Annotated in this window: 20 protein-coding genes; 3 read left to right on the top strand and 17 right to left on the bottom strand. The window is 63.6% G+C overall.

Translation table 11 applies throughout. The features are described 5' to 3' along the window. Nucleotides 1-6 precede the first annotated feature (6 nt). Genes xerC through ACFWPK_RS17840 form a run of 14 tightly spaced genes read right to left on the bottom strand, consistent with a single transcriptional unit; the run spans nucleotide 7 to nucleotide 8213 of the window. Nucleotides 7-1218 (bottom strand): tyrosine recombinase XerC, encoded by a 1212-nt coding sequence (xerC, locus tag ACFWPK_RS17905; RefSeq protein ID WP_378917068.1) that lies wholly within the window; start codon nucleotides 1216-1218, stop codon nucleotides 7-9. After that, nucleotides 1218-1433 (bottom strand): helix-turn-helix transcriptional regulator, encoded by a 216-nt coding sequence (locus ACFWPK_RS17900; RefSeq protein ID WP_378917066.1) that lies wholly within the window; start codon nucleotides 1431-1433, stop codon nucleotides 1218-1220. Before ACFWPK_RS17900 ends, xerC begins: the two co-directional genes overlap by 1 nt. 12 nt (nucleotides 1434-1445) lie before the next feature. Beyond that, the gene (locus tag ACFWPK_RS17895; RefSeq protein WP_378917064.1) at nucleotides 1446-3191 is read right to left on the bottom strand and encodes a replication initiator; all 1746 of its coding nucleotides are present in this window, start codon (nucleotides 3189-3191) and stop codon (nucleotides 1446-1448) included. Between the two features lie 38 nt (nucleotides 3192-3229). Further along, the gene (locus ACFWPK_RS17890; RefSeq protein ID WP_378917063.1) at nucleotides 3230-3877 is read right to left on the bottom strand and encodes a hypothetical protein; all 648 of its coding nucleotides are present in this window, start codon (nucleotides 3875-3877) and stop codon (nucleotides 3230-3232) included. Beyond that, nucleotides 3874-4110 (bottom strand): hypothetical protein, encoded by a 237-nt coding sequence (locus ACFWPK_RS17885; RefSeq protein ID WP_378917061.1) that lies wholly within the window; start codon nucleotides 4108-4110, stop codon nucleotides 3874-3876. The genes ACFWPK_RS17890 and ACFWPK_RS17885 overlap by 4 nt, the downstream gene beginning before the upstream one ends. Next, nucleotides 4092-4283, bottom strand: coding sequence for a hypothetical protein (locus ACFWPK_RS17880; protein WP_378917059.1), 192 nt, complete (start codon nucleotides 4281-4283; stop codon nucleotides 4092-4094). Before ACFWPK_RS17880 ends, ACFWPK_RS17885 begins: the two co-directional genes overlap by 19 nt. A gap of 2 nt (nucleotides 4284-4285) precedes the next feature. Then, nucleotides 4286-4597 (bottom strand): hypothetical protein, encoded by a 312-nt coding sequence (locus ACFWPK_RS17875; RefSeq protein ID WP_378917057.1) that lies wholly within the window; start codon nucleotides 4595-4597, stop codon nucleotides 4286-4288. Then, nucleotides 4594-5892 carry an FtsK/SpoIIIE domain-containing protein gene (locus ACFWPK_RS17870; protein ID WP_378917055.1) on the bottom strand — a complete coding sequence of 433 codons (1299 nt, stop codon included), beginning with the start codon at nucleotides 5890-5892 and terminating at the stop codon, nucleotides 4594-4596. Before ACFWPK_RS17870 ends, ACFWPK_RS17875 begins: the two co-directional genes overlap by 4 nt. Continuing rightward, nucleotides 5892-6233, bottom strand: coding sequence for a hypothetical protein (locus ACFWPK_RS17865; RefSeq protein WP_378917053.1), 342 nt, complete (start codon nucleotides 6231-6233; stop codon nucleotides 5892-5894). Before ACFWPK_RS17865 ends, ACFWPK_RS17870 begins: the two co-directional genes overlap by 1 nt. Next, nucleotides 6233-6670 (bottom strand): hypothetical protein, encoded by a 438-nt coding sequence (locus ACFWPK_RS17860; protein ID WP_378917051.1) that lies wholly within the window; start codon nucleotides 6668-6670, stop codon nucleotides 6233-6235. Before ACFWPK_RS17860 ends, ACFWPK_RS17865 begins: the two co-directional genes overlap by 1 nt. Further along, nucleotides 6670-6873, bottom strand: coding sequence for a hypothetical protein (locus tag ACFWPK_RS17855; protein WP_378917049.1), 204 nt, complete (start codon nucleotides 6871-6873; stop codon nucleotides 6670-6672). Before ACFWPK_RS17855 ends, ACFWPK_RS17860 begins: the two co-directional genes overlap by 1 nt. A 1-nt stretch (nucleotide 6874) precedes the next feature. After that, entirely contained in the window at nucleotides 6875-7486 is a 612-nt protein-coding gene (locus ACFWPK_RS17850) for a DUF2637 domain-containing protein (protein ID WP_378917047.1), read from the bottom strand. Nucleotides 7487-7488: 2 nt separating this feature from the next. Then, the gene (locus tag ACFWPK_RS17845; protein ID WP_378917045.1) at nucleotides 7489-7752 is read right to left on the bottom strand and encodes a hypothetical protein; all 264 of its coding nucleotides are present in this window, start codon (nucleotides 7750-7752) and stop codon (nucleotides 7489-7491) included. An 11-nt stretch (nucleotides 7753-7763) separates the two neighbouring features. Continuing rightward, on the bottom strand, nucleotides 7764-8213 hold the full coding sequence (locus ACFWPK_RS17840; RefSeq protein WP_378917043.1) for a hypothetical protein: 450 nt from the start codon (nucleotides 8211-8213) through the stop codon (nucleotides 7764-7766). 230 nt (nucleotides 8214-8443) lie between these two features. Between ACFWPK_RS17840 and ACFWPK_RS17835 the strand changes: the two genes are divergently transcribed. Then, the gene (locus ACFWPK_RS17835; RefSeq protein WP_378917040.1) at nucleotides 8444-9142 is read left to right on the top strand and encodes a GntR family transcriptional regulator; all 699 of its coding nucleotides are present in this window, start codon (nucleotides 8444-8446) and stop codon (nucleotides 9140-9142) included. Nucleotides 9143-9209: 67 nt separating this feature from the next. Here ACFWPK_RS17835 and ACFWPK_RS17830 read toward each other — a convergent pair whose 3' ends face one another. Beyond that, a complete protein-coding gene (locus ACFWPK_RS17830; protein WP_378917038.1) occupies nucleotides 9210-10040 on the bottom strand; it encodes a hypothetical protein in 831 nt (276 codons plus the stop codon). A 1407-nt stretch (nucleotides 10041-11447) separates the two neighbouring features. Between ACFWPK_RS17830 and ACFWPK_RS17825 the strand changes: the two genes are divergently transcribed. Then, nucleotides 11448-11615 carry a hypothetical protein gene (locus ACFWPK_RS17825; protein WP_378917036.1) on the top strand — a complete coding sequence of 56 codons (168 nt, stop codon included), beginning with the start codon at nucleotides 11448-11450 and terminating at the stop codon, nucleotides 11613-11615. Nucleotides 11616-13500: 1885 nt separating this feature from the next. Then, on the top strand, nucleotides 13501-13917 hold the full coding sequence (locus ACFWPK_RS17820; protein WP_378917034.1) for a hypothetical protein: 417 nt from the start codon (nucleotides 13501-13503) through the stop codon (nucleotides 13915-13917). 128 nt (nucleotides 13918-14045) lie between these two features. Here the strand turns inward: ACFWPK_RS17820 and ACFWPK_RS17815 are convergent, their stop codons facing one another. Beyond that, nucleotides 14046-15734, bottom strand: coding sequence for a TerD family protein (locus ACFWPK_RS17815; RefSeq protein ID WP_378917031.1), 1689 nt, complete (start codon nucleotides 15732-15734; stop codon nucleotides 14046-14048). Nucleotides 15735-16046: 312 nt separating this feature from the next. Continuing rightward, nucleotides 16047-16247 (bottom strand): hypothetical protein, encoded by a 201-nt coding sequence (locus ACFWPK_RS17810; protein ID WP_378917029.1) that lies wholly within the window; start codon nucleotides 16245-16247, stop codon nucleotides 16047-16049. Between the last annotated feature and the right edge of the window lie 584 nt (nucleotides 16248-16831).

Raw genomic sequence — 16831 nt, 5'->3', positions numbered from 1 at the left:
GGTTTCTCATTTTCCAACAACGCGGAGCACGGGACCAGTACGGGACCGAATCAGCGTGGAGAGCATGTCCCCCGCCCCGGTGACCTCGCTGTGGTCGGGGTGTAGGTATCGCTCAGTTGTTCGACTGTCGGCATGACCGGCGACCTTCTGAAGAACGTGCAAGCTCACGCCGGCATCGGCCATCCACGTCAGCCCGGTGTGGCGGAGATCGTGTCGCCGAAGGTGCTCGTATCCCAGATCGGTCACTACCTCGTCCCAATGGGTCGCATCACGCAGAACCCCGGTAGCGATTCGTCCACCGCGTGGCCCGACGAAGAGCCGAGCATCAGCGTTATCAACTCCAACGGCCGCGATCCGATCCTTGACGAGTTGCCGAACTTCTTCGATGAGCGGCACGAAGCGGCGACGGTTGCCTTTCGTGCCCTTGTCCTCAAGTCCGCCTGGTCCGGGCGTGGTCTGACGGCGGACGGTCCAAATCCAGTTCTTGGTGTCGATGTCGCCCACGCGGCATCCCGACACCTCACCGATCCGCGACGCGGTGCACGCGGCGAAAGTGATGACGTCGCCCCAGCCCTGGTACTCATCAGCGGACCGTGCCACCAGTGCGGCCGACAACGTCACCAACGCAGACCAGTTCGGAAGCGCAAGCGAGCGCGGGTCGTCCAATTCGTCTTCGATCTGGACATAGAGCTTCTGCCAGCCACGCACCTGTGCGGGATTGTCGGGTCGAAGGCCATCACGTTTGGCCTGCTCCATGACCCGCACCAGGACCGCAATCGTATTCTTCACGCTCGACTTCCCGACTCCGTCGTTGATCCAGCTCACGACGGCCCGGTCGATCGCACCATTGGTGATCATTCCGACAGGAATGTGCCCCAGCGTAGGAACCACTCTCATGCGCCAGCCAGCACCGTATGGGTCGGTCGTCTTCTTCTCGAGTCCACGCAGAGCCAGATCCATATTCGCGTTCCCGTATTCGGTCAGCGACATGGTGGCCGTCTTCGGATCAATTCCCTGCATCGCGACCCGTTTGATGTTTTCGAGCCAGGTTTCAGCTTCTTCGCGGGTTTCAAATGACTCGGAGATGACCGGTCGCCTTTTCGCAACGGAATCTGTCCACCGCGCACGAGCACGATATGGGCGATTCCATGACGAGTCGCGCTCCTCGATGTCACACGAAATACGTAGGCCCACAGGGAGTTGCACCTGCTGCGCCATTACGCTGCCGCCTGCCTCGGGTCGGTGCGCAGCTCTTGGAGCCACGTCTCTACGTCGGCCGCGCTGTACTTCACGACGCGCGGTGAGACACGAACATACGCGGGACCGCATGGCGGATGTGCCGTTCGCCATCGCCTCAGGCTGGAACTGTCGATCCCGAGCACGGCCGCGAGTTGAGCGGTCGTGTACCACCGACCATCTGCTAGATCTGCCATTGTCGTACCCTCCTACGCTGCCGACTGCGTGATAGTTGAAAGCCCTTGTTGCACAACAGTTTCACGTGAAACGCCCTGGTCACCGGGTGGATCATCGGCGAGTGCCATTCGCGCGGTGGTGTACTCGGCACGCCATATCGAGCGAGCGTTCACCAGCGCCATCACCAGGTGTTCGCGCGGTGGCGCGTCCGGATCACCAGACGGGACCGGATACACCCGCACGTGTGAGGTGTCGGGTTTGACGATGCCCACGGCCGCGAGCTGTTGCCGAACAAATTCCGCGCGTTCGGCTTTGTGGTCGGGCAAGGTCTTACCGGTCCACTTTTTCGAGTTCAGGACCCGTCGACCGGGCAAGCCGAGAGTGTCGCGGCGGTGCGCTTTGCCCTTGCAGTAGCCGGGTTGGGTCTTCTCGCTGGCGCCCTTGGGCACGATGCCGTAGCGCAACCACACCCCGCATTTCGGCGAGCACGGCGTCACGCACATCTCCGCGTGGAGACGGTCGTAGTGTTCGGCGACGCGACGCGAGTCCGGTTCGAGCAGGTCGGCGACGCTCTTGGTCAGGTACTTCGTCAGGTACCGCACCCGGCGTTCCATCTTGTCGGTACCGCCGAGGATCTGAATCGACTTCTTCTGCACCCCGAAGCGGACCACGTGCGCGGGTTCGAGGTCGTCTACCTCGTCCATCACCGCCAGGGCGTCATCCCAGGAGGGCAGCAGGTCACCCGTTTGAGGGTCGACGAAAGTGCCAGCCACGTAGTCCCATTCGGGCATCTGCCCGTCGTGGTAGACCGGCTTGTCGAAGTGCGGCCACCAGATCTGGCGGTAGGTCGCCGCGGTGACCGCTTTCAGCATCTTGTTCGACACCGACCCACGAATAGCCAGGTGCAGGTGTGGGGCACCCCGCTTCTGCGGTTCCACACTGGCGAAGTACTGCACATCCCAGCCGACCGCCCTACGCAGGTTCTGGACCCAGCGGTCGACCAGTGCGGCGAAGTGGATCGCGTCGCGGGCTGCACGGGAGTAGTCGTAGGTTTCCGGATCGACCGGGGAACCATCCGAGACCATGGCGCCCTTGCCGTCTTTGCCCGCCTTGGGGTCCCACACCTGGTTGATCGGGCCGTAGCTGTCGAGGGTGACGGTCAGGAAGGTGGAGGGCTGGTACCCGTTGTAGACCTGGCCCAGGGTGCGTTTTTCGACCTTGCGGCGGGGCAGGTTCGGGACGTCCTGGCGGCGGCGGGTGGACTTGGCTTTACGGCGTGGTTTCTCATCCAGCGACGGGAACCGACCTTTGACACCGAGGTCACGCAGTTCGGCGTCGATCTCGATGACCAGGGCACGGATCGAGTCGGCGAGTTCGTCGTCTTCGTCTTCGCGAGCCTGGCGGAACTGGTCGAACAGGTGCGCGCGGGCAGTGAGCAAGTCTGTTTGTTCCTGAGTGGGCTCGACGGTCTCATCGACCGGTTCCTCACTCAGGCACCACCCTTCACGGAGCTGGTTGGCCCGCAGGGTGCGGTAAGCCTTGGCGCAGGCCGGGCAGATCGCTTCGAAGCGGCATTTGCACGGTGCGCCGATGTAGGAGATCTTGCCGGTGGTGTCGTCGACGGCACGCATCGGAATGACCCGAGCGCACACGCCTTCCTTCTCCGCGGCCGATTCGGCGATGTCCTTCAGTGAGGGCATTGCGCGGCGCTGGGCGGCTGTCGTACGGCCGAGGGAGGCCACGGGGGCGGATTCGGCAGTGTTGGTGGCGTTGTCCATGGTGTGGCCTCCCTCAGCTAGGCGATCGGTGGTGGTGTTCATGCGGCCTTGCGCAGCGGCAAGGTTTTGAAACCGGCCATCGATTCGAAGTCGACGACGATCGGTTCAGCGAGCGAATCGGAACGACGGAAGGTGACCTCGAGGAGGCTGGGACCGACGATGGCAACTTGGGCATGGCGGGTACCGAACGCGTGGGCCACGTGCTCGGCACGGTTCTCCCAATCGCTAGGGGCGTGACCGGGCAGCATCTTCGCCCGCACCACATCGAGAGATTCCCCGATCCGCACGTCGACCAGCCGCGGGATGAGTACTCGGTCACCGTCTTTGCGAGCCAACAGGCAAGCGTTCATGACCGAGGTCCAGCGGCGGCGGTAGCGGAACCAGGTCAGGAATCGGGACCGGATGCGACCGGTGAGCCAGCGCTCGAAGGTCTGCGGACTCGAAACTCGCCACAGCACCATCCCCGCGACAGCCACACCAGCCACCCCGACCCCGGCAGGCCAGCCGTAGAACCATCCAGCCGCGACAGAAAGGCCGGCGGGGACCGAGAGGATCGGGAACAGGATCGCCAACCAGATCAGTTGGAAGGCGGCGGTGACGATGGCGACCAGGAGGTTGCCGATCATGTCCATGATCACGTCGCCGAAGTCGGTGTCGTTCGTGGTCGTGGTCGTAGTGCGAGTCATGCTGCATTCCAATCGAATTCGAGCTGGGTGGGTACTTCGTGGTCGCGGGTGAAGGTGAGCCACGGGTCAGTTGTGTTGTGTCGGTAGACCACTTCGGTGTCTCGACGGTCCTTGCCAGAGGCGATGTAGGCGTCGGCGGCTCCGCGAGCTTTGGGCAGCGGGTGGACCGTCTCGCCGACGAGCAGGCCCCAGTGCTTGGCTTTGGCCGGACCGGTCATGCTGCGTCGTCCCATCCATCCGTGCCGTAGTCGTTCCAGGCGGGGGCGTAGCCGGATTCGGCGAGCATCGTGACCGCCACCTCGAGGGGGTCGAGGCCGCGGGCTTCGGACCGGAAACGGCTCCGGGTCTGAAAGTCGATGACGTCCGCGAGACCGTTGTCGGTGCGGGTATCGTTCTTGCGCTTCATTGTCAGTTCCCCTGTGTCAGTTCGGATTTGGTGATTCCACACCCGTAGCAGGCGAGGTCGCCGTCGAAGCACGGCCAGATCGACTCCGGGAATTCGTGACCACTGGCCGCGCACTCGGCCACCGCGATGCAGGTGATGCAGGTGATGCGGTCGCCGTCGTAGATCCAGCCGCTTGCGCGATCGGCGGTGAGGAAGGCCGCGGCTTGGTTGGTGGAGTCGAAGCAGATCGATTCCCCATCGGCATCGGTGAGGATGTCGCCGCAGGTGTCGCAGTAGATGACGACGTGGGATTCGGTGACCATTCCGCGTTTCATGCCGCCTGCCCGAGGTCGTCGTCTTCGCCGGGGATGTAGTCGGGGTCGAAGTCGGTGTAGTCGGCTTGGGGTGTGTAATCGGGCTTTTCGGGGGCGTACGCGGCCACCAGGGCGTCGATGTCGTCGTTGGCCACCCAGAACGCCCGCACCCGCGAGAACCCCGCCCGACCGTCTTCAGCGACGTAGCCGACGCCCTGTGATGTGGCAGGGATTTCGGTGCACCGTGCACCACGGTCCTTGGCCGATTCGCCGTGCACCATCGCGATCTGCGTCGGCTCGTCCAGGCGCAAGCCGATCCGGACGGTGAACAGCTGCCGGTTGGGCATGGTGTCCTTGGACGGGTCCTGCACCGCCGAGATCACCGAGTAGCCGACCGCACGACCCTGGGTTTGCAACAGGCCCGACAGCTGCCGGAACTTCTCTTGCTCCTCACGGGACGCATACGACGACAACGCCGCAGCCTCGTCGATGATGATCAACACCAGCGGGTCAGCCGGGGACGGCTCGAACACGCGGACCTTCGCGGCCTTGAGCTTGGCGGTCCGTTCCCGCATCTGCGCCACCGCGTCCGAGAGCATCGCCAAGATGCCCGACGCTTCCCACTCGAACCGGGTGAACAGGTCTTCGCCGCGGGAAAATTCCATGCCGCCTTTGGGGTCCGCGACCCACACATCGACGTATCCGGCTTTGATCGCGCGCCCGAGTCCGGCGATGACCGACCACAACACCGAGCCCTTGCCCGACCCGGTGGCACCGGCGAGCAAGATATGAGCGCCCAGGATGCGCAGCAGCCACAACCGGCCGTCCTCATGCCTGCCGACCGGGACCGCTTCCAGGTCCACCCCGGTCGCTTCCTGCACCGAGACAACAGGTTCGGCCAGGGTGTCAAAGCACCACAGTTCCAGCCGAACGAATCCCGGACCCGCTTGAGAGACAAGGACTTTCGGAACCGCGAGGTATTGCGCCAGTGCGTCGGCGGTGTCCTCGTTGGTCCAGTCGGTCAGTTTCTGCCCGCCGACGATCTGCACGTCGAGCACCGCACCGGTGGGGGTCAGGTCGACACCACCGACGATGGTTGGCCAGTTCCCCGCCGAGCCCAGACCCAGTGCGGCCCACATCATCTCGAGGTGCTTGACCTCGGTCAGGATCACAGCCGCGGGACGCAAATCCGCCGGCACTCCGTCGAACGGGTCGACATCAGCGACGCGGAAACGGGAAGGGTTGTCGAGGTGACGCCACCACAGCATCACGCCAGCGGCGAGGACGGTGGAGATCGAAACGATGGTTGTGCCCATCACCGCACCGCCTTGGGGTTGCAGCACGCCCACTGGCACCGCTCACCGGTCACGTCGATGAAAGGCTGTGGCACACCGTGCGCTTCACCGATCGCGGCGGCCAGCATCTCGATCAGTTCCATCGCCTCATCAACAGCGAGTTCGAGATTCAGCCCGCTCGGAGCATGACCCAACGCGATCACGATGCCGGGAGCTTCATCGCACAGACCGCCGTCATAGCGGACACCGAGAACACCCTCGGCGTGCAGAACGTTGCGGGTGTTGTCGGCGTCGAACATCCACCCCCGCGACCAAGTGGGTTCCTTGCGGGTCTCCCAGTAACCCTCACGCTGGTGCAACATCAGCGCTGTCCTTTCACGCGTTCGGTCAGGCATTGCGGGCAGTCGCACACCTCGCGGTTGCGGTCTTCGGCCAGGGCGGTAGCGACGCATTGCAGGCAGTCACACGGCTCGCAGGTGACATCCCGATACGGTTGCGCCAGCTCCGCGGGAACCACGCCTTGACCGATCAGCCCGTCCAGGTTGGCGCGGCTCAGCAACGTGGCAAGTTCGCCCGCAGCCGCGACGCTCATACGCAGGATCGGGGTACCGCCGTCCCTGTGACGCCCGCCCAGGCTCAGCCACACCTCCCCGGACGACTCCTGGAAGCGGACAGCCGGGGAGCCGTACCCGTGCACATGAGCGCCCCACACCTCGAAATCGATACGACGGGTCTTGTCCGGTGAGACCCAATGGTTTTCGGCCTTGACCGGTTCGGGCTGCTCGAATGGATGCGACATCACGCCACCGCCTTCAAGGTCGACGCGTAGACATCGAGTGCGGCGGTGAGCTGATCGACCAGGTCTGCGGCGTGCTCAGGTGTGAGGAACGCCTGGGCGATGCCGAGGTCGACGAGCACCTTGTTCAGGTAGTCGGCGTACTCGACACGGATCGGAGCGTCATCGGTACTGGTGGACATATGGACGTGCGAACGGTCAGACATTTCAGTTGCCTCCTGTGGAGACCGCGACCGGAACAGGGCGCGGAGGTTGGAAAGGTTGGACCACCCGCACAGGCGGCGGTGTGGTCGGCCGGACAGGTGCCGGGGGAATCGGCGAACTCGTCGACATCGGTGCCGGAACAGGTTCGGGGACAAAGGGTTCAACCGGTTCGGCTACGACGGCAGAGGTAGCAGGTTCGGTCGGCAATGTGTTGCGGGTGCGCAGCAGCACCGCCAGGCCGTGAGTGTCGAGCAGCAACGCAGCGGGAGCGATCACCGCGAGGATGGCGGCCAGAGCGCCGTGACCCGATACCAGTGCGTGCGCGATGTTCCCGCCGATCGAGACCGTCGCCCCAGCGATCAGCACACGGGTGAAGAAGGTCCGTTCGTCGCTGTCGGCCAAGGCCAGGACCGCGATCGTGGCTTGAATGATGGTGCCGTCCACGATCACCGGGAACAGCCACGCCAGATGAGTAGGTGTGTGTGCCATGACCGCGAGGTCACGCAGCGCCGCGAACGAGAGAACGAACGCGGCGAGCCCGATGACCGAGACAATGAGAACGGCGGACCAGCGAGCCCACCGAACACTCTTGGGCTGCTGATCCGCCGTACTCACGGTCACGCCGCCCGGGACTTCGCTGCGGACTTCTCAGCGGCCACCTGTTCGGCCCGAACATGCTCGGCGGCATCGTGAGCCATCACCAGCCCCGGCAGCACCTCGGCGAGATACCGAACATCCTCGATCTCCAGGAAGAGATTCACGTCTCCACCGGAGGTCTCGTTCAAGCGCACACGCACATACGCCGGGTCCGCCGACTCGTGCACCTCTTCGAGGTACTCAGCCACGGTCAGGCCCCACACGCCGCTGCTCACGAACATCATCGACATGACGATCACGCGGCCTTGTCAGCGACGGGGCGGTTGCGGGCACCGGAGTTGTCGCCCTTGATCGCACCCGCGAAGTACTGGTAGCCCAGGTACTTGAACTCGCCCTGCCCCATCACCTTCGGCTCAGCCATCAAGCCTTCCACCTGGAGCATCCGCAGACCCGTGCCGGGAGCCAGCTCCTCACCCGTGACCGCCGGAACGTTCTCGGCCAGGAAGATCAGCTCGAAGCTCTTGCGCTTGGCCTTGGGCTCGTGCGGATCGGTGACATTGGCCTTCCACATCAGCAAGCCCGTGCCCTCGTTGGTCTTCGGGTTGTAGTCACGCAACTGCTCCGGCATCGCGTTGCGGTCCGGGTTGTACTTGATCGCAGCCTCGATCGGACCGTTCAGCAGCAAGCCCATCGGGAACGCCTCGGTCTGCGAGACGGGGAAGCGGAAACCGCGCTGAAGTGCCATGGTCTGTCTCCTTGTGTGCTGGGGGGCTTCGGTGGATGTCGATTCGGTTGGTCTCTGCGCCCCGTGACTCTAGTGTATGTGCAGTTGTGTATGCACACAAGACCTTCTCGCAAAGTCGCGGGTGCTGTCCGGTTGCCAGATGGGCGTAAATGGGGATTTACCTGTGTGTATGACTAGTTGCGTATACTGAAAAAGGAAACACACGCCCAACGCGAGAGGGATGAGAATTCATGTCCGAGCCGCAGTACGTAGCCATCGCCGGTAAGTTCGCCCGCGACATTCGCAGCGGAAAGCTGATGCCTGGCACCCAGCTACCCAGCTACGCGGAACTCACGACAAAGCACAACGTCTCGGCCATCGTCATTCGCGCGGCGGTTGACCTGCTGATCAGTCAGGGGCTTGTTAGGACAGTGCCCCGCCGAGGGACATTCGTCGCTGATCGCCCGAATTTGGTGCGTGTGTCCCCGGAGCGCCAGCTCGAGGACCCCGAAGAGACGTTCCGCAGCGAGTCAGATGACGAGTCTGAGCAGAAAGTCGTAATCGACCGTCACGTCCAGGAGATCAGTGCCAGCGACGAGGTGGCCGCTGCGTTGGGCCTGAAGCCGGGGACCCGAGTGACGCACACAATCACTCGTGCGAGCGAAGACCGCCGGCCTATTTCCATCTCGGACACCTACCAGCCGATCGGTGTCGAGGGCATTTCCGGCGCAACGTTCCTCGAAGAGACCCTCTCCGACAGTCTGCCGACAGCGACGCATGCGGAATGGTTGAGGGCTTCGCCTGGTGGCCTGGTGAAGTCGGTTTATCAGCGCTTCATCGCGCCAGGCGATCAGGTCGTGATGATCTCGTACGTCTCGTACCCACGCGATCGCTACGAGGCGTTTGTCTTTCGAATGTCGTTGAATCCTGCGGACGCGACCAAGGTCTAGCGCACGCCGAAATCAAACAGCCCGGTCACCTCACATTGGTGGGGTGACCGGGCTGTTCTGGTGTGTCCTACCGACGCAAGACCCATCCTTGCGCAACGTCGCAGTTGCGGAACCAGGTCACGTAGTCGGCATCCTCCGCGGCGAGCTCCCACCGATCGGCGAGGCCCGCGAAGAATGCATCATCGCCGGTCTTTCCGCCCTGCGGCTCCCCGACGAACACAAGTTGACTTCCACCGTCTCGCTCGAACGCGGCCAATGCTTCAGACGCCATCGGATCCCCCCACCCAGGCGGCCAGCACAGGAACAACACGGCATCGGATTTGTCCGCAGTTGCGTATGCATCGAGACCCTCGACCGGGTGCCATACGGCCTTCTGCCCGCTCACCACGGGGAATGACGGGTTCACCGTCTCGTTTGGAGGCTCGGAATCGTAAGCCATGACCCGACATCCGGTGTCGGAGAGTTGACTGGCCCAATATCCGCGACCGGCTCCCAGCTCCAGCAGCGTGCGGCCAGCGGCGAAGTCCCCAACCCACGCCAGTGTTTCGGGCGATGGAATCGCGTACGCGTAGGTGGACTGGAGAACCGTCTCTGCGTATGCGAGTCGCGCCTTGCCTGACTGGCCATGGATGGCCCGGCGCCCCTTGTCATCTCGGGAGACGACCGGCGCCACGACTTCCCAATATGGGTTGCCAGATGGCGTCAACCCTCCAGTCAGAAAGTGCACCATCCTGAGATCGAACGATGCGTCCCGCTCCGGATCACCCGAACCCGGAAGGCGCATCACGGTATCCAGATAGTCCGCAACGTGGGGGAACGCGGCGTCCAACCTCGCTTCGTCGTTGAGTAGCTCTGTCAATTCTGCTTGTCGCTCTGTCGTCAGTGCTAGCCCGCTCATGGTTCGATTCTGAGTCTTCGGGGCACCGATTGGCCATGTGATGCGAAAAACGCACTTGGCTTCGCAGCTCAGCCCATGTCAGAGCTGCCGAACCTTACCTCCCTTTGGGTGTGAAGTTTGGGGTACTCGGGGTACCATCGAGGCCATCACGAGAGTGATGCCGAGCGGGTGGACGCCGTTGCATCGACGCCCACCCTGATGAACTAGCTAGCCCGTCGAACTCGGCTGACCAGGAACAGAGCCCCGGCGATCACGGAAGCTGTCGCAAGCAGCAGACCGTAATCGACCGGGGTTTCTTTCATGCTCCGGCGGTGTTTAGCCATGTTCATCACCTCCCTTCCCGGCACGGCACGGTGACCAGGTCCCGTACCGCCCCTGAGCTGGAGGTGATCTCAGCGTACTCGAGGCATCACGACACGGAACCGTTTGCACCCCAGACCCTTCCGGCATTCGAGGCATGTTCTCGACGGGCAAACGACTCTTCGAGCTACCGCGACCGAGTACGTGGCCGGTGTCCGCAGCTCCCGCACAATCACCACCCAGCACAATCACCACCGAGCCAACGAGTCTCAGCCCGTCGTCACTTCGATCACGGAGCAGCACAGTCGGTGAACGTTCCCGAGTTGCTGAGCGCCCGTCACTTCACGGAGTTGTTGCTGAATTCGGCTATATAGAGTCAAGAGCGCCAACGGCGGCGCGTGCGCGCCGCCGCCGCGCTGCGACGCGCAGCGCGCGACAAAGGGCGAGTCGCGCGGCCCGTCGGCACGTCGGCGACGAGCACGCGCATACCGGAGGCAGCTGTTCTTCTACGTGCTCGCTTCTTCAACAACCGAGCAGTGTGGGCGCGACGGGAGCCGTACCCGATCGACCTCCCGTAGTCGAGGACGAAAAGGCCGGCTACTTGCCGGGTCGACTGGCTGTGGTCCCGATCAGCGATGGACTCGGAAGATGATCGGCACGTTGGTTGGTGGTTCGTCGGGCCAGAACGCGGGACCGAAGCCCCTTCCTGGTCAGCAGTCGAGCACGACCATCGAACGCCTCGAGGTGACCAAGCCGCGGTAGCAGGTGACCGGCGTAGGTGCAGGTGCGCTTCTGCCACCCGGTCACCTCCGGTGGGTGGCGGGGTTGGTGCAGTCGCGACAATGCCGCAGATCGTGCCGGGGGCGATGGCCGAGGTCCTTCCGTGTCGGCAGAATCTGCCGATGGCGTACCAGACCACACCCACCCCGGCAAGGACCAAGCGTTGTCACCACCCGAGGGGGTCACCAGCGGCGACGTGATTTCGGGACGTCATCTCACCCCAGGGATTGCAGCCGGGTGACCCCCTCGGGCGGTGAGCCCTTGCCGGGGTGGGTGCGGCCTGGTCCGGGCGAGCCCAGATCCCACCGACACGGAAGGCCCCCGACCATGAACATCACCCCCGCCACGATCTGCGACATCCGCGGCTGCACCAACCCCGCCACCCACCTCGCCGAGTCCGAGTGGCAGAAGCGCACCTACACCTACGCCTACTGCCCCACCCACCACCGCCACTTCCTCACCTCGAACCGTTCGCTCGCCGCGCTCGACTGCTGACCAGGAAGGGGCTTCGGCCCCTTTTCTGTGCCCTCCTGGGTTGGCAGACGAATAGCGACCTCCGGCCGCTGACCTAGGTGCCGGGCCGGATTGCTGAACAGAATCCGCGGTGAGGGTGGTGGTATCGCGACCGGCGGCCGCGTGGCCCTGTTCTGGGTTGGCCTGCATTGTGATCCCGCGCCCCTCACACCTCAAGGGCGCCGATGGCGTCAGCTCCGCTGATTGCTGAGCAACCCTTGACCTGCGAGCCTCTACGCGTGAACGGCAGGCCGTATCGGGCAGGCGGTGAGCCAGCCCCCATGTGCGCAACCCAACCCAGAACAGGGCCAAAACTACGGGACCACCACGGGACCACCACGGGACCACACGTTACGAACGATGCTGAACAACCTCCACGTCAGCGCCAATCGGTGCACCAACGAAAATGCCTCCTGACCAGGCTTTTCCGCCTCCCCGCTGAACTGGGGGTCAAGTGGTCGCAGGTTCAAATCCTGTCAGCCCGACAGTGAAAACCCCCTCTGACCTGGGTCGGAGGGGGTTTCGCTTTTTCGGAGATTTGACGTTTTTCGGCCAATTCCCACAGAAACCCCACGTTTTTGAACTCCACGGCCTGCCGAAGACGCGGGAGTAGCCCCCTCGCGGCGCCCGTCGGCGAGTTCAGCGGAGCCCCTTTCCGCCTCTCACGCCTAGGGCTTGTTGGTCTGGAACCGACGCTGCGTGTGCCCCCGCCGGGGCTGGCGCGGCTCGCGTGATCGCGCTGCTGACTCGACTAAGGTCGAGGGTGCCCCGCGACGTGGCGGCGGCGTGTGGGTGCACGGGGAAGGTTTCGCCTCGACCGGCTGGCCTTGTCGAGGCGAACCGCGCATTCTGGAACGCGCAGTTAGGTTCAGTAGATCCGGACCGGCGAGCATATGAGTGCTGCCGCCGAAAGTTTGCTCAGCCTTCTGCACGGGTCCCACAGCACGCCGTATGTGAGGAAACCGCGATTCATGCTCTGAAGCTCCTGAAGCGCTGCCCCCCGCCTGTAGCGTTGACCGTCGGTCCGTCTCAGTGCATCGGGTCGGCGCTGGAACACCGGGATCTTCGGCTTGATCGACCTACTGCCCGATACTCAGCTGCGGCCGTGCCAAGTATCGCCACCGTCGCGATCAAGGCGACCAACTCGCCCTGGTACTTCTGACCACTTGGCGCGGGTTCCAATTGTCCAGAACCTACCCATCAGTGCCCAATAGTACTCAGCACCAGGCTTTTTCACGAAAAGACCGTTCTCAACGATTCCCGTGGATTCGCGTTGATTCCGGTTAAAAGTGGGGGTTTCTGTGGGGCGCTTTCCGAGCCCGCACCCATGGCGTGGCATGGACTCGTCGATGTTCAGGCGTGCGCTGGGGCCGCCCAGATCGGTCTTCACCCAGCCCGGTGCTATGAGCAGCAACGTGCGCGGGTCGTCGCCGTGCCGCGCAGCGAAGCTGAGCTCAGCTGGTTCAGGGCGGACTTGCTGGCCCGGTGCTCCCTGGTCGGGAAGGCCACCACGGAAGATCTGGCGGGGCGGCCGACGAGGGGCTCAAGCCGAACGGGCTCTTCGCGGTACTCGTGCTGCGGCGGTTCGCCGACCCCACCCAGCCGGTACCTCCCCGAATCGCGGACCTGCGGTGAGGCTTTCGGGGACCGGCCTTCCGATCGCCAGCGGTGACATCTCGACGATCGCGCCCCGGCAGCTGCGTCGCCCGCTCGGATCGGGGTATTCCACGGAGTGAAGGGCGGTGACGCCGGGTCGCTGTGCACCGTGGCATCACGATCGTCGGTCCGCTCATCGGCTCGACTCGCACGCGGCCAGCGGGCGGGCGGCACCACACGTACACCGGTGTAACCGGATTCGGAGACTGTCATGATTGTTTTCCTCGGCCTGGTCCTGCTCATCGCCGCGGTGGTGATCGGCACGGCGGGCGTGCTGAGCAACAGCGGACCCGCCCACACGCTCAGCGACGACTTCAGCCTGCTCGGCTACCACATCACCGCAACGTCGGGCACGTTGTTCCTGTGGGCAGTCGTGCTCGGAGCCATCGGCATGCTCGGCCTGGTCCTGCTCACCGCCGGCGCGCACCGTTCGTCGCAGCGCCTGCGTCAGACCAAGGCCGATCTTCGGCTCGCCCGTCGCACCGGCACGAGCGGGCGGACCTTCCGTCCTTCGGCCGAACCGAAGGAGAAGGGGACCGTGCTCGCGAAGACACCGCGTAGTGCGAGCGCACGCCGCACCTGGCGACATCCCTTCGGTGACCGCTCCGCCGACGCCGTGACGCACTGACCCGACCGCACGGAATCGTCATCAACACCACCGACATATTGCCTACGTGGCCAACCGCGAGACCGGTAGCGTCCACGCGATCGACATCCGTTCCCGGACACTGACAGCCACCGTGAAGCTAGAACCGGTCAGATCCGCGCGCCCTTCTCAAGATTGCATCGACGGCACAAGATTTGGAGGTTTCCGACGCTCGTTGCGCCACCTCGACTAAGTGGGATGACGTGATCGAATTCGAGGTAGTGGGCATCGCCGCATTGACAACACCGACCGCCGTCTCGTTGCCACACCTCGGATTTCACATCTGGCGGGATCGATCGGGTATCACGTTGTCCAGGAGCGAGAACCAGTCGCTTCGCGATCCGCAACGCTCCCTCCAACACCGCTGCAACATATTCAGGATCGGGGACACCGTATGTTCCACCACCGCGCGCGGTGGTCGCGGAGACGATGACGTTCCCGTACTCGCTTGTGATCGAGACGATCTTCGACCACGGCAGTTCGGTACCAGCTCCGGCGCCGATGAAGCGGAGCTTCTTGCTGGAACCGATCAGCCTGCCGCTGTTGTGCCGTGGTCCGCTGGCCAAGTACTTGATCTGTGACGCGTTGACGTCTACGTACAGCGTTTCGTCCGCTTCCAGGTGCAGGTTCGAACGCTGTATGCGAGGGAGCTCCCCGGCACGGACCTGTGTCAGCGATCGGCCTCTGAGCATGCGCTGGCGGAGCTCGTCGACACGTCGTTGGGCAACCCTCAGATCAACCGCCGCCGCAAGATCGACAACCGCACGCTCGAAGTCACCGAGCTCATCGGCTTCGATTTCGTCGTCGGCGAAGGCGAAAGCGACCACGCGTTCCAAATAGGCGACGGCAAGGGGACGCAGAGCTTCTCGACCGCTGGCATCATGAATCCGTTCGAAACGCAGAGCGACCCACAGCTCCTCCCATCCGCTACCGCGCGGTCCGGACTCTGTCAGCACCCGCCAAGCCGGGGATCGCCACGTTTCCATGAATCTGTTGACGTCGGACTCACACCACCGGCACGGAGGCGGGCTACCGAACCGGGAGATCCGCCGTTCTCTGCCACAGCGCTCGCACAACGCCGGATCCGACGGAATCAGTTGCCAGGTGTCGTCGGTCCAACCGGTGCCGTTCCACCAACGCAGCAGACCTGAGCCCGCCACCTCCGGATACCACCCCGGTTCCATCCGCGCCGGGGATGGCTGGGGTTCCGCGCCGTTGGGTGCGGGAGCTGGCGATTCTGCTGGTGACGGGTTCGCGGGTGGGTCGTCGACTTCCACACCGAATTCTTCGGCAAGTCCACGTAGCCCGTTCGCCCATCCCTGGCCGACTGCCCGAAATTTCCACGTTCCGTTTCGTCGATAGAACTCGCCGAGCACGATCGCGGCAACAGCATCGGGCTGATCGACCTCGAACGAGATCAGTGCGTCGCTCTCATCCTGGACCGTCAGCGTGAGGTCCCGGACGTCGCGGAACGACCCCTCGTCAACCGATGCCGAGACGACGATGCGGGAAACCGCTGTTTCAACAGTGGCAAGCGAGACCGTGAGAACGGCACGGCCAGTGCCGGATTCGGTCAGCGAGACCGCATCTGACGGGTGTTTTGCCGCGTTGTAGAACACGAAATCGTCGTTCGTCCGGATCTTTCCGTTCTCGGCCAGGAGGAGCGCTTGCGGATCGACGTCGGACTGTGATCCCCACGTCAGGGTCACCGCCACCGTCGATGCGGTGACCGCAGCGTTTTCACCTCTGGAGAGCTTCACGCCGTGCACACCGTTCTTGCAGCGAATTCCGTTACGCACAACGCCTTCCGGGGGCGGATGTGGCTACAGCTCAGTCAGCGTGCCCGCCGCGCTACTTCAGCAGTCGAACTCTGGAGCGTAGGGCCTCTTGAGCGATGGGTGGTGTTCCTCCCCGCCGACGAGGAACAGACGGCGATACGCGTGCTCTACCGTGGCGTGAAGATGCGTCCCGTTCATGCGGCCAGTACCCACGGACTGACGATGCCGGACATCTCGATCGGAGCAGGACATGCGCGAGACCACGCCGCATTGTGAGACCAACGGCAGCGAGTCGGAGTTGTCATGGCCCTGGGCAGTAACGGGATGCGCAGACTACGGAAGAAGCCCGTCGAGCGCGGCCTGATATTGCGGAATCAAGGTCTCGTCGATCGGGCTCGGCCCATCACGCTTGAAGCGCAGCACGATCGAGCCGTTCCTGTAAATCAGAGACGATTTCGACATGACGGTTGCGTACTTCTCCGCAGCCGCTTCGCCACCGAACTGGTACACCGAAACCGGATCAATCGCGATCATCTGTGAACACCCCAGATCAGCGCATCCAGCTACCTTGGTGCGGTCCGCGCGCCCCGTAGCAGGAAGGCCCGCAGCCTCCATCGCATCGACCACAGCGGCAGCGGTAGTGGCTGCGGGCGGGAGCGAGGATCTCACCACAGACGTCGTTGATGCCCCAGTGGACACCACCACCGAAGGAGTTACAAACACGCCGTCTTGACCGGCGCCACTGCATGCACCCAACCCAGCCGCCAAAGCTGCGATGCATCCAGCAACAGCTACGCGCCTCACAACTGTTCTCCTAGCATGGCGGGTCTTCTGAACGGTGCCCTGGTCGACGAATAGTACCGTTCTGCACAGCATTCCGACCTTGTCGAACTCGGACTCGTCGGACTCCTCGCGGAGTAATGCGTGAGGTAGGCACCGTTCGTTCCGTGACCCCGCGAGCACCCTCGCCCGCGTCTCGTCCCGTGTTCGTTCGGATCCGCTAGTGCTTGTCGGGCCGTCTCGCTAGTGTGTCACGCCTGAAATAAGCCAGATAAATTGTTAGCCTGTTTGCGTGTCGAATCGTGGGCCTTCTGCTGTTGAGATCGTTGTGTCCGACG

It is taken from the genome of Nocardia sp. NPDC058519 (assembly GCF_042719755.1).
Lineage (GTDB): Bacteria > Actinomycetota > Actinomycetes > Mycobacteriales > Mycobacteriaceae > Nocardia.
The sequence above is the reverse complement of the archived record's forward strand: the minus strand, read 5'-3'. Positions and strand labels throughout refer to the sequence as shown.